The organism is Flavobacterium quisquiliarum (genome assembly GCF_019308285.1).
GTDB classification, from domain to species: Bacteria; Bacteroidota; Bacteroidia; order Flavobacteriales; family Flavobacteriaceae; genus Flavobacterium; species Flavobacterium quisquiliarum.
The window spans coordinates 34,725-47,227 of sequence record NZ_WWEM01000038.1 but is presented as its reverse complement, the minus strand read 5'-3'; the positions used below and the strand labels follow the sequence as shown (position 1 = coordinate 47,227).

Sequence of the window (12,503 nt, the reverse complement as noted above, 5' to 3'; positions counted from 1 at the left end):
TGTGTGAAAATCAAGATTTTTTTTAATTATCTTTTTGTGCTTTTTTTTAAATCTATGTTTCTATGTGTTAAATTAATTTTGTTTTGGCGAATTGATATTTAGGGTTTTTAAATCGCCATTTGGTGTAACCAGAATAAACTCTTTGTTTCCTTTTACAGTTTGTTTCTTTTCTCTGTTAATGACAATTTTTACTTCGTATTGTACCTGAATAACAGGTTCTAAAACCGAAGGATTAAGGATAAAATCAAACTCTTTACCAAAAACTGGTTGATAATAAAGCGTAGTCGATTTGGTAGCTTGGTTAATATTTGAGTTTCTTTTTAAGTTTAAAGAGGAGCTGTTGTATGCCTCATAAGATCGATACATTTCTACGGGTAAGTTTACAATGAAATCATCAGCGATTCTTTTTTCGGCGTTTGTAAATGTTTCGCCAAGCAGCGTTTCATAGTTTTTTATTTTTTCCTGAATCAGCAGTCTGGCTTTGGTCATCATTTCTTTTTTGATGGTTTCCAAAGCACTTGAAAAGTAATCTACTCTTACCAAATCGTAAATTTCATTATTGGATAAAATGGAAATAAATTCATTTAACTGATTCGGATCCGAAAATTTGATGTGGATGTTTTTCTTCAATTCAAATCCAACCGGAACTTCGTTATAAGTTTTTCGGCTGAATACTTTTTTTTCGGCTTCGTATTCATAAACCGGAACAAACGAAATCATATCGACAAAAGTTTCAACGCCTTTTTTAAGTTTGATTTCGTTTAGCACCTGCGTAATTCTCTGGTCAAGTAATTCGTTGACTTCTTTGGTTGTTTTGCCAGTTTGAGTGGTGCTGAAAATAGCGGTATAAGAATCTGCCTTGACATTGGCAAGTCCTTTTACGCTTGCAACAATTCCATCGTTAGAAGGAAAATTGATGTTAATCGTATTTTGGTCATTATAATGATTTTGATAATTGACATTTCCTGAAACCTGTGCAACTACAAACTGAGAAAATAGAATGATAAAAAGAGATAAGGATAGTTTTTTCATGATTTTGATTTTTGATTCGGAAACAAATGTATTGCAGGAAAAAACGTATTTTTGGCAGAATGGGTCAACAGGCCGTTTGACTTGGTGAAAGATATAGGATGGGAATCTGAAATTAGGTTACTTTACATTTTCTAAATTATTTGTTGTGAAGCATAGTGTGTTAATTGTTTTTAGTCTGTTTTTTTTAGTGTTGTTAGTTCCACAGCGAATGACAGCACAAGCTATTCCTGACAAAAAAATGGAGAAAAGCAGTACCAAAATCAGTAAAACGGCAGAAGAATTATCCAAATCACTGGATGATAACGATGAATCGAAAATTGCTCAGAATTACGAAAAACTGGCCAATGAATTTCTGAATAATGGAGATAATGCCAAAGCAGAAGAATACTATAAAAGAGCGTTAAACAGTTATACTAAATTAAAACTGACAGAAGACAAAACCCGTGTTACCAGAAGTCTTGCTAAAGCACAGGAAAATCAGAAAAACTTTGGTTCGGCGATTAAAAACTATGAAAAAGCGGGATCGTTGACAAAAGATGCAGTTGAAGAAAAAATCAATTTAAATGATGCAAACCGTTTAAAAAATCAGTCCGATCCGGCAAGTCAGGCAGATTATGTAGATTCGAATATTGGTTTGCTGAAAAAGGAAAACAAAAAAGGCGAAGTTAAAGAAGCTTATGTACAAAAAGCGCAGAATTCACTTCAGTTAAATGATAAAAAAGTAGCGATTGAGAGTTACAACAAAGCCTTAGATTATACCAAAAACAAACCTGAAGAAGCTATAAAAATCAAAAACGAAATTGCTAAAGTTTATGCCGAAGACAATCAGTTTGATAAAGCGCTTCTGATAAGTGAAAAAATATTGGCAGAAGCCAGAAAAAATAAAGATTACACGACCGAAATAAAACAGCTTCAATCGCTTTCATCCCTTTATTTTGAAAAGAAAGAACCTGAGAAGGCGATTTCATCATTAAAAGAAGCGTATGATTTGTCTTTTCAAAAAGGAAATTCGGCGGAAGCCAAAAAGAGTTTATCATCTTTGGTGAAATACTATAAAACCAAAGGTCAGGATAAAGAAAGTATGGCTTTGTATGAACAGTTTTTTGAAAATTTCGATAAACTGATTCATTCTGATACAACTTTAATTGATGCTAAAACTTTTCAGATTACGGAAGAGAAAATCCGTCAGTTGGAAAAAGAAAAAACACTGAAAGACGAACTGATTTCGAAGAAAAATACCTTCAATTATTTCCTGATTGGTTCGGTTGGTTTGTTACTGCTTTTGTTTTTGTTTATCGTGAAAGCCTTGTATTCTATTAAAATTAAAAATAAAGAAATTGCGCTTCAGTCTTTGCGTCGCGAAATGAATCCGCATTTTATTTTTAATAGTTTGAATAGTGTCAATCAGTTTATTTCGGAAAATAAAGAATTGGAGGCGAATAAATATCTGACTTCATATTCGAATCTGATGCGGAATATGATGGAAAACTCCAATAAAGATTTCATTTCTCTGGATAAAGAAGTCGAGCAATTGAAAAAATATCTGGATTTAGAACATCTGCGTTTTGAAGATAAATTTGATTTTGAAATTACAGTTGATGATTCGCTGGATCCGGAAAGGGTTTTTGTTCCGAATATGATTTTACAGCCTCATCTCGAAAATGCCATTTGGCACGGATTACGTTATTTGGATAAAAAAGGTTTTCTGTCTTTACGATTCGATGTGAAAAATGGAAAAATCATCGTAACCATTGAAGATAACGGAATAGGTTTAACGAAAAGCCGTGAACTCAAAACCACAAACCAAAAAATATACGAATCCCGAGGTTTGAACAACACTAAAGAACGAATTGCGCTTTTGAATGAATTGTATAAAAAGGAAATTACATTTAGAATTGTAGAAAAAGAAGGACTGGAATCTGGTACAATTGTTCAGATTGTTTTTCCATTAATTGACAAAATATGATGACGCTCCAAAAGATAAAAAGTGTAATTGTAGAAGATGAGCTAGCAGCGCGCGAAGTGCTCAAAAATTATTTGAGTAAATATTGTCCGCAGGTTGAGGTTATTGGCGAAGCGCAAAATATCAAAGAAGCTGTTCCGTTGCTTCACGAACTGAACCCACAATTGGTTTTTCTGGATGTCGAAATGCCTTTCGGAAATGCTTTTGATGTTTTGGAAGCTTGTAAAGACTTGCATTTTGAAACCATATTTGTCACGGCATTTTCTGAATATTCGCTTCGAGCTTTGAATCAGAGTGCCGCGTATTATCTTTTAAAACCAATTAGTATTGAAGAGTTGATTGTGGCGGTAAATAAGGTTCAGCATCAAATTATGAATCATGAAATTTTCAATCGAAATAAAATTATTGTTGAGAATTTCCACGAGCAAAAACCAGAAAAACAACAAGTCATTCTTCCAACGCTTGAAGGTTTTGAAGTCGTAAAAATGGAAGAAATCGTACGACTTCGTGGTAACGGAAATTTTACCGATTTGCATCTCAACAACGGAAGCAAAAAAATGGTCTGCCGTTTCCTGAAGCATTTTTCGGAAATTCTGCCATTGCCTTTTATTAGAGTTCATAAATCGCATATTATCAATATCAATTGCGTTAAATCGTATAACAAAGGCGGAATTGTTACACTTAACGACGGTGCTGAAATTGAAGTTTCTCCAACTTACAAGGAAGAGTTTTTAAGGAACTTTAAATAATTAGTTTCCTGCAAGGTTTCCAAAACCTTGTAGGTATAATATGCGTAGAAGTAAAAAGGATAACACCTACAAGGTTTTGAAAACCTTGCAGGAGAAAAAAACTTAGCGTCTTAGCGTCTTCGTGGCAAAACTACAAATCAAATTCATCGTCCACAGACAAAGAATCATTTTTGACTGCAGTAGAATCTGGAGCTTTAATTTTTATAAACGAACGCGCACTTCCTGAAATATAAACGGGTAATTGTCCAAGCGTATCTTCAGGAACTAAAAGCCCTCTTCTGAACATCAAATTCTTTAAGAATTTCTGGTTTTTAATCGCATAATCTTTCAAATTTCCCTGATCATTAAATTGATACATGAATTTTCTTGGCTTCGGAATAATCGTTGCCAGATATAAACACTCATCAATATTTAAATCCGCTGGGCTTTTTTGGAAATAGAAATGACTTGCTTCGCCAATTCCGTATACATTTGGTCCCCATTCGATGATGTTGAAATAGACTTCCAACATTCTTTCCTTGCTTACAATTCGGTTGTTTTCTAAAATGTAAACCAATAGAATTTCTTCAAGCTTTCGCGAAAGTGTCTTTTCTCTTGTTAAGAATACGTTTTTAATCAACTGCATGCTGATGGTACTGGCGCCGCGAGAGAATTTCTTAGTTCTGATGTTTTTCAGAATCGATTGTTTGAAAGCTTCATTTATAAAACCTCGATGTGAGAAGAAAGATGGATCTTCTGTTGTTAAAACACATTTTCTCAAATAAGGAGAAATCTGGTCTAAAGGCGTATAATTCGGATTTGCATTTCCAACCAAAACTGGTCTTTGCAATACATTTTGAATAATAGCACGATAGACAAATTCGCCATTTAGCTTATTTAAATCGGCTTCGCCATATTTCGTGATTCGTAAATCTTCTTTATTTAACTTGCTGTCAAAAACAAGCGTATTCGGTTTGTTTTTGTTGAATTTGAAGTCTAGTTTATAATCGAAGTTTCCAGTCGCCTGCATACCCTGAAAATGCGTAAATAAACCATCTGGAAGCGAAACGATAAAATCCTGCGCTTTCATTTTCGGAATGCCGACTTTTAAAGTATAAACTGTATCTTTTTCGGTATCGTAAGAAATGTACGGACGGACTTTAATTTTATTCAACTGCATAGTTGAAGTGCTGTCGATCGAAATAAAACTGTCTCCCAATAAAAAGCGGTAATCAAAACGGGCATTTTTTATTACGACATCTTTGCTCGCGATTTTTGGATGATTGATTTTAAGATTAGCAATAGAAGTGTAACCGTCGATATGAAGTTCGCTTCCGCTTTTATCAATATTCTGAACATTTAAGCGAATCGAATCGAAGCTTGCTTTTAAGTTATAACGCTGATCCAAATACGGAACACGAATTGCTCCTGTATCGAGATTGAAAAATCGAATATCGGCTTTTTTATTTCTAGGATCTGCAAATCCTTTAATGTTCCAGCGCTGATCAAAATCTTTTGCCTGAACATGAAGATTTGTTTCCAGTTGTTTGTCGCTTAAAACCAGTTTGTTTACAGCAATATTAGTTTGTTTTCCGTTGTCGTCGATTTTGAATTTGAAGTTTTTCAAATCCATATCGGTTGGAACCAAATTCAGAATTTTTGAAATGATTCTGTAAGCAAAAGAAGCATATTTTCGTTTTTCGTTTGATTCTGTTTCTTCCCGGTCTTTTTTTAGAAAAGCATCAAAATTTCGCTTTTTACCTTTTTTTACCAATTGAATATATCCATTATCCACTTTTAAAGTTCCAACCTGAACATCTCCAATCAATAAATTGCTTAAACTAATGCTGGTTTCTACATTTTTTATTTTGACCAGTGTATCAGCATTTATCGGAGCCAAAACAACATCGGTCAATTTTATAGTCGATAATCCATCAAAAGAAGCCGATTCTACAGAAAAATTACTGTTGTACTGTACGGCCATTTTGTGGGTAACTTTGGCAATAGCCTGCTTTAAAAGAGAATTTCGGAAATAGTACAACCCAATGCAAAGCACGAGTATTACTATTCCCAGTATTTTTAGTGCTTTGTATATTTTTTGTTTTGGAAAATTCATAAAGTTAATTTCTTAAAGAATAGAACAGTCTGTGATGTTAAATATTTTTTTCTGCCACGAATTCACGAATTTTTTTTTCCATAAAGATTTAAATATAATTCGTGAATTCGTGGCTAACAAAAAATTACCCAAAAAGAATGCTCGCAACATCTTCAATTTTAGCGACCAATTCGATTTTGATTCCTGTATTTTTTAAAGCAATTTTATTGTATTTGGAAACAAAGATAGTATCAAAACCTAATTTTTCGGCTTCCTGAATACGCTGATCTACTCGGTTAACTGGACGAATTTCGCCAGAAAGACCAACTTCACCTGCAAAACAGAAACCTTTACCAACCGGAATATCTTCATTTGATGATAAAATCGCCGCCACAACGGCTAAATCAATCGCTGGATCATCAACAGAAATTCCTCCAGTTACATTCAGAAAAACATCTTTTGCACCTAAACGAAATCCGGCTCTTTTTTCTAAAACAGCCAGAATCATATTTAGTCTTTTTGCGTTGTACCCTGTTGTGCTTCGCTGAGGTGTTCCGTAAACTGCGGTGCTTACCAAAGATTGAATTTCAATCATCAGCGGACGCATGCCTTCTAGAGTTGTGGCAATGGCAGTTCCGGAAAGTTCTTCGTCTTTATGAGAAATCAGAATTTCTGAAGGATTGCTTACTTCACGCAAACCGCTTCCAAGCATTTCATAAATTCCAAGTTCAGATGTAGAACCAAAACGGTTTTTCAGCGAACGTAAAATTCTATAAATATGGTTCCGATCGCCTTCAAACTGAAGAACAGTGTCTACCATATGTTCTAGAATTTTTGGCCCGGCGATGTTTCCGTCTTTGGTAATATGTCCAATTAAAATAACCGGAATGTTAGTTTCTTTAGCGAATTTTATTAACTCGGCTGTTGTTTCTCTGATTTGAGAAATACTTCCAGCGGTCGATTCGATATAATCGGTATGTAAAGTTTGGATCGAATCGATGATTACGATTTCTGGCTGAATCGCTTCAATCTGTTTGAAAATATTCTGAGTTTTGGTTTCAGTCAAAATGTAACAGTTGTCGCTGTTTGGCGTTATTCTTTCCGCACGCATTTTGATTTGTTTCTGACTTTCTTCTCCAGAAACATATAAAGTTTTATAAGGTAATTTTAATGAGATTTGAAGTAAAAGTGTACTTTTTCCAATTCCAGGTTCTCCGCCTAAAAGTGTCAAAGATCCCGGAACGATTCCGCCTCCTAAAACACGATTCAATTCGCCGTCAGTTGTATCCATTCGAATTTCCTGAGCCGAATCAATTTCGTCAATTTTTAAAGGCCTTGGCGCTTTGTTTGTTGAAGTGGGTTCGCTTTTCCAAGCCACTTTTTCCTGCTTCTGAATAATTTCTTCAGCAATTGTATTCCATTCCTTGCATGCATTGCACTGTCCCTGCCATTTGGAGTATTGAGTGCCACAATTTTGGCAAAAAAAGGAAGTTTTAACTTTTGACATTATTTACTTTTTTTGGCAAGCGTATTCATTTCGTCAATCTTCTCATACATCATGTCTTTGTTCAAATCGCCAATCGGCTCCATTTGTGAAGCATTTTGGTATTTTTTTGATGCATGTTTCGGATCGCCTTGTTTTTCATACATTAATCCTAATTCATATTCTCCCAACATGGCTTTTGGATAATTTACATTTCCAATTTCGGCCATTTTTCCTAATTCGCTATAGGCGTTTCTTTTTAAAATAAGATTTTCTACTACTTTAAAATCGCTTATTCGAACTGGAATCTGAACTCCTAAAACTTCAGACATGTCAGCATATTTTTTTTCTAAGTATTCAGCATAACCTTCTTGAAGAACCGCAATTTTGTCGTTGTATTCGGCAGAATTTATAGGTCGGTATGCTTCAAAAATCTGGTATAATGCACTTGGAATAGAATGTAATACTTCTGTGTAATGCGTAGCACCCTTAAAAACATCGTATTTATAATTCACTAACGGATTATTAGCGATTTTAATATTATTGTTTAATTTTTCAATCGGCTCTTTTATCTTTTTAATGTCACCTTCTCCTGCAGAAAGATAATAGAACACCGGTTTTTTTATTTTAGCAAACTTTTCAGCAATACGCACTTCCATTTTTGGGGCAAGTTCTGGACTTAAGCAGATGTATGCATTAAAAAGGGGCATTTCTTTATACAGATAAAAATTAGCAAAACTTGCTGTTATATCGTGGCCTGCAATAAGTCTGAAAGGGGAGGTACGGTATTTTTTTTCAATATAAGGCACTAATTCTGCTCCGACGAATTCGAAAAATTTGGAACCTTTTTCAAAAGGAAGCCCTTCGTTTTGGTCGATTGTGGTGTCGTCAAAACGTTCTCCATCTTTATTTTGATGAATTCCGATAATGATCATTTCCGGAATATCATCCCAATACGAACCATAACTTACAGCCCCGGAAAAAGGATCAAATAAGTAATCGCCATCCAATAAATAAAGAACAGGATATTTTTTGTCTTTGTTTGCTTCATAAGAAGCCGGAAGTCCAATTGTAATTCTACGCTCTTCTCCCAATTTTTCTGATTTAATATTATCGAACGTTTTTTGGGCAAACGACGAGAATGAAATCAAAAGTGTTAGTAGGTAAACTTTTTTCATGATTTGTGGCATTTCAGTAAATTAAAAATGTATTGAAAATAGTGTAGCAATATACTATTTTATTTGCTTCTTTGTTAAACGGGATCAAAATTGAAGCACAGAAATTTAGGGTCAAAATCCTTTTCGATTGAGACAAAAGAAGAATTCTTTGTACAAAAAGCTTTGGACAAAGAAAGTAAATTCTTAAAAAAGAAAGAATTGGTTTAGGTTAGCGAATTGTCATTTTCGTTAGGGAAAATAATCCACGGTTTGAAGGTCTTCGCTTCTTCAAAATCCAAGGTTGCGTAAGAAATAATGATAATGATATCATCTTTCTGAACTTTTCTCGCAGCTGGACCATTCAAAGTGATTTCGCCTGAGTTTTTCTCACCTTTAATAGCGTAAGTTTCAAAACGTTCGCCATTATTAATGTTCACAATAGATACTTTTTCGCCTTCAATAATGTTTGAAGCTTCCAGTAAAGTTTCATCAATAGTAATGCTGCCAATATAATTTAAATCGGCACCCGTTACTTTAACGCGATGAATTTTTGATTTTATAACTTGAATTTGCATGCTGCAAAGTTAGATTAATTTAATGAAATGGTGTCTATCAGTCTTATAGAATTAACAAATACCGCTATAAATGCACGGTAATTTTTGCCATTCTCTTTCTGATCGATAGGTAAAAGTGTTGATTCGTCAGCAATAACAAAATATTCAAGGTCGAATTCGTTATTGTCTTTGAAAGAATTTTCTACAAATTCCAATGTTTCCTCTGGACTATGATTCTTAAAAATCTCTTTAGCCTCAGTTAATGTTTTGTAGATAATAGCAGCATCTTTTCGTTCTTGTGCAGAAAGGCGTTCATTACGTGAACTCATTGCAAGCTGGTTTTCTTCCCTGAAAATAGGACAGCCAACAACATTTACAGGTAAATCAGCTTTTTCGACCATTTTTTTAACAATTTGAAGCTGTTGAAAATCTTTTTCTCCAAAATAAGCATTGGTTGGAGTGACAATCTCAAAAAGTCTTTTTACAATTGTTCCAACACCATTAAAATGTCCTGGCCTGAATTTTCCTTCCATCTGATTTTCCAATCCGTCGAAATCAAAAGTTTGAGAAACAGTATTTCCTTCATAAATATCTTCGACTGAAGGAGCATATAAAATGATTTTATCACTTAATGTACGCATTTTCTTAATATCCTCATCTAAAGTTCTCGGATATTTTGCTAAATCTTCAGGGTTGTTGAATTGCGTTGGATTGACAAAAATGCTTACAACGGTATCGTCGTTTTCTTTTAGTGAACGCTGCATTAAAGCCAAATGTCCTTGGTGTAAAGCGCCCATTGTTGGTACAAATCCAATAGTTGAATTTGCGGTTTTGATAGTTTTAATATAAGCTATCAAAGCTGCTTTACTGTAGAAAATATGCATTGAGGTATTATTAAAATTTTATGCAAACATAATATATTAGTTATAAACTGCATAAATTTTTGTAATTTTGCGACGTTTTTATTACCAAAATTAAGTAAAATACTATTATGAAAGATAAGAGGATATTATATGTATCATCTGAAGTCGTGCCTTATTTGGCTGAAAATGAGGTTTCTTTAATGTCTTATGACGTTCCGAAAATGATTAATGACCAAGGCGGTCAGATAAGAATTTTCATGCCAAGATACGGAAATATCAACGAAAGAAGACATCAATTACACGAAGTTATCAGGCTTTCAGGGATGAATTTGGTAGTGAATGATTTAGACATGCCGTTGATTATTAAAGTTGCCTCAATTCCGAAAGAGCGAATTCAGGTGTACTTTATAGATAATGATGAATATTTTAAACGTAAAGCAACCTTCGCAGACGAGGAGGGCGTTTTATATCCTGATAATGACGAAAGAGCAATTTTCTTTGCTAAAGGTGTTGTGGAAACTGTTAAAAAATTGAACTGGGTTCCAGATATCATTCACGTTCATGGCTGGTTGGCAGCAATGCTTCCAATTTACATGAAACATTATTATAAACACGAAGCTTTGTTTTCTGAAACCAAAATTATTACTTCTGTTTACGGACAGTCTTTTGATGAGAATTTGGATTTAGAGATGATTAATAAAGTTAAATTTGATGGTGTTCCTCATGATGCAGTATCAGATTTAGAAGTTCCAAATTACGAGAATGTATTAAAAGCGAGTATCCTGCATTCAGATGGAGTAATTATCGCGTCAGAAAATGTTTCCCCAAGTTTAACAAAATTTATAGAATCTTCAGGAAAACCTTTTTTACCTTTCGCCTCGAAAGATGCATTTGCAGACGCATATACAAATTTCTACAGAATGTTTGGACTTTAAATTTTAACCTTATTATAAAACATGTATAATACTTCTTTTATTAAGAAAATTCTTTTAGCTTTAATTATTGTTTTTTTATATTCTTGCGACAAAGATTTCAATGCAATTGGTGATGGTATAGTTGGAGATGATCATTTTGGGCTTGAACCAGAAGAGTATAATGTTTTAGCTTTCAATCAGGAAGTAACTCCAGTTCAATCTAATAATATAGCAATAAATCCCTTGGGGATTTTTGATAATCCGTTGTTTGGTTCTACAACGGCTAATTTTGTAACACAGTTGGGGCTTAAAGAGTATGCGCCAACAATTGGTGAATCTCCAGAAATACAAAGCGTTCAGCTTACTATTCCCTATTTTACTAAGGATAAAACCACTGATGCAGAGGGTAACAGTACTTATAAACTAGATTCTATTTATGGTGGACAAGGTAGTGAATACAAATTAAAATTAAGTGTTTACGAATCAACAATGCAGATGAGAAATACTTATTTCAGTGGTGGTTCTCAATTGTTTCAATATTATTATACAGATCAGGATAATGATTTTTTTAGTATTGCTAATAAAAGTGTTTTATTAAATGACGGTGGCGTTTCAGAAAATGAGCAGTTCTTTTTTGATGCGAATGAAATAAGAGTCGAAACTACTGATGACCAAGGAGTGAAGACAACTACAAGAACAGCTCCTCAAATGACTTTGAATCTTAATAAACAGTTTTTTCAAGATAAAATATTAAAGGCGGTGGCTTCAAAGCTTTCTACGGAGGATCTTTTTCAGGAATACTTCAGAGGATTATACTTTAAGGTCGAAAAATCTGGAAGTTCTCCTTCAAACATGGCTTTGCTTAATTTTACAGAAGGAAAAATTACAATAAAATATAAAGCAAAAACAGCTTCTACTACGGATGATGCTAACGCAACAGAAGATAAAGAACTTGTGGTGCTTTTAAAAACTGGTGTTTCAACAGGTATAGCAAATACAGCAAGTTTTCTTCAAAACACTAGGAATGCTGATTATGAAAGTGCAATTACAAATGTAAATAAGACTGAAGGAGATGAAAGGCTTTATTTAAAAGGAGGTCAAGGATCTGTTGCAGTGATAAAACTTTTTGATCAAACAGACGTTATTAGTTATGATGCTAATGGAGAGGTTAAAAGCGGAGCAAATCAAGTTCCTGACCAATTAGATGAGATCAGAAATAATGTTACAAAGAAAAATTGGAAAGTAAACGAAGCTAATCTTGTTTTTTATATCGATGCTGATAAAATGGCTAATACAAAAGAACCGCAGAGAGTTTATCTGTATGATTTAACTAATAATATTGTATTGGCAGATTATGCAACAGAAGATGTTACGCTTAACGGTTTGATTACACTTGATTCTAATAAAAAAGGGAAGTATTATAAAATGAGAATTACGAGCCATATTCGTAATCTTATAAAAGATTCTACCTTAAAAAATGTTAATTTAGGACTCGCTGTTTCTTTAAGTTCGGGTGTAACTGCTTCAAATGTATTGAAGAATAAAGCTCTGATTAAAGATAATGCTGATCCTAAACTTGTAGAATATTTTTCTCAAACACCAAGAACATCGGTGATGAGTCCTCTGGGGACAGTTTTGTACGGTGGAAAAACTTCTGCTGGTGATAAAAGATTGAAACTCCAGATTTACTACACGAAACCAAATTAATAAATAT

10 protein-coding genes are annotated in these 12,503 nt (G+C 33.8%); 4 read left to right on the top strand and 6 right to left on the bottom strand.

The genetic code is table 11. The features are described 5' to 3' along the window. Window positions 1-72: 72 nt before the first annotated feature. Window positions 73-1,032 (bottom strand): SIMPL domain-containing protein, encoded by a 960-nt coding sequence (locus GSY47_RS20955; protein ID WP_179002967.1) that lies wholly within the window; start codon window positions 1,030-1,032, stop codon window positions 73-75. A gap of 208 nt (window positions 1,033-1,240) precedes the next feature. On the opposite strand from GSY47_RS20955, the gene GSY47_RS20950 reads away from it, so the two are divergent. Together GSY47_RS20950 and GSY47_RS20945 are read left to right on the top strand one after the other, a co-directional pair. Further along, window positions 1,241-2,998, top strand: a complete 1,758-nt coding sequence (locus GSY47_RS20950) for a tetratricopeptide repeat-containing sensor histidine kinase (protein ID WP_179002966.1) — start codon at window positions 1,241-1,243, stop codon at window positions 2,996-2,998. Next, complete coding sequence (locus GSY47_RS20945) at window positions 2,995-3,744, top strand: LytR/AlgR family response regulator transcription factor (protein ID WP_179002965.1); 750 nt, start codon at window positions 2,995-2,997, stop codon at window positions 3,742-3,744. The genes GSY47_RS20950 and GSY47_RS20945 overlap by 4 nt, the downstream gene beginning before the upstream one ends. A gap of 130 nt (window positions 3,745-3,874) precedes the next feature. Here GSY47_RS20945 and GSY47_RS20940 read toward each other — a convergent pair whose 3' ends face one another. The 5 genes from GSY47_RS20940 to panC form a co-directional block, all read right to left on the bottom strand. After that, entirely contained in the window at window positions 3,875-5,839 is a 1,965-nt protein-coding gene (locus GSY47_RS20940; RefSeq protein ID WP_179002964.1) for a transglycosylase domain-containing protein, read from the bottom strand. Between the two features lie 124 nt (window positions 5,840-5,963). Further along, entirely contained in the window at window positions 5,964-7,325 is a 1,362-nt protein-coding gene (radA, locus tag GSY47_RS20935) for a DNA repair protein RadA (protein WP_035652862.1), read from the bottom strand. Then, entirely contained in the window at window positions 7,325-8,479 is a 1,155-nt protein-coding gene (locus GSY47_RS20930; RefSeq protein WP_179002963.1) for an alpha/beta hydrolase, read from the bottom strand. Before GSY47_RS20930 ends, radA begins: the two co-directional genes overlap by 1 nt. A gap of 203 nt (window positions 8,480-8,682) precedes the next feature. After that, window positions 8,683-9,033, bottom strand: coding sequence for an aspartate 1-decarboxylase (gene panD, locus GSY47_RS20925; RefSeq protein WP_008465481.1), 351 nt, complete (start codon window positions 9,031-9,033; stop codon window positions 8,683-8,685). Between the two features lie 14 nt (window positions 9,034-9,047). Continuing rightward, a complete protein-coding gene (panC, locus tag GSY47_RS20920) occupies window positions 9,048-9,896 on the bottom strand; it encodes a pantoate--beta-alanine ligase (RefSeq protein WP_179002962.1) in 849 nt (282 codons plus the stop codon). A 107-nt stretch (window positions 9,897-10,003) separates the two neighbouring features. On the opposite strand from panC, the gene GSY47_RS20915 reads away from it, so the two are divergent. After that, window positions 10,004-10,810 (top strand): glycogen/starch synthase, encoded by an 807-nt coding sequence (locus GSY47_RS20915; RefSeq protein ID WP_091489624.1) that lies wholly within the window; start codon window positions 10,004-10,006, stop codon window positions 10,808-10,810. A gap of 21 nt (window positions 10,811-10,831) precedes the next feature. Then, on the top strand, window positions 10,832-12,496 hold the full coding sequence (locus GSY47_RS20910; RefSeq protein ID WP_179002961.1) for a DUF4270 domain-containing protein: 1,665 nt from the start codon (window positions 10,832-10,834) through the stop codon (window positions 12,494-12,496). The last annotated feature ends 7 nt before the right edge of the window (window positions 12,497-12,503 follow it).

Coding starts and splice junctions, on each gene's coding strand:
- GSY47_RS20910 (WP_179002961.1), top strand. CDS start 10,832: ATGTATAATACTTCTTTTATTAAGAAAATTCTTTTAGCTTTAATTATT.
- GSY47_RS20915 (WP_091489624.1), top strand. CDS start 10,004: ATGAAAGATAAGAGGATATTATATGTATCATCTGAAGTCGTGCCTTAT.
- panC (WP_179002962.1), bottom strand. CDS start 9,896: ATGCATATTTTCTACAGTAAAGCAGCTTTGATAGCTTATATTAAAACT.
- radA (WP_035652862.1), bottom strand. CDS start 7,325: ATGTCAAAAGTTAAAACTTCCTTTTTTTGCCAAAATTGTGGCACTCAA.
- GSY47_RS20930 (WP_179002963.1), bottom strand. CDS start 8,479: ATGAAAAAAGTTTACCTACTAACACTTTTGATTTCATTCTCGTCGTTT.
- GSY47_RS20950 (WP_179002966.1), top strand. CDS start 1,241: ATGACAGCACAAGCTATTCCTGACAAAAAAATGGAGAAAAGCAGTACC.
- GSY47_RS20955 (WP_179002967.1), bottom strand. CDS start 1,032: ATGAAAAAACTATCCTTATCTCTTTTTATCATTCTATTTTCTCAGTTT.
- panD (WP_008465481.1), bottom strand. CDS start 9,033: ATGCAAATTCAAGTTATAAAATCAAAAATTCATCGCGTTAAAGTAACG.
- GSY47_RS20945 (WP_179002965.1), top strand. CDS start 2,995: ATGATGACGCTCCAAAAGATAAAAAGTGTAATTGTAGAAGATGAGCTA.
- GSY47_RS20940 (WP_179002964.1), bottom strand. CDS start 5,839: ATGAATTTTCCAAAACAAAAAATATACAAAGCACTAAAAATACTGGGA.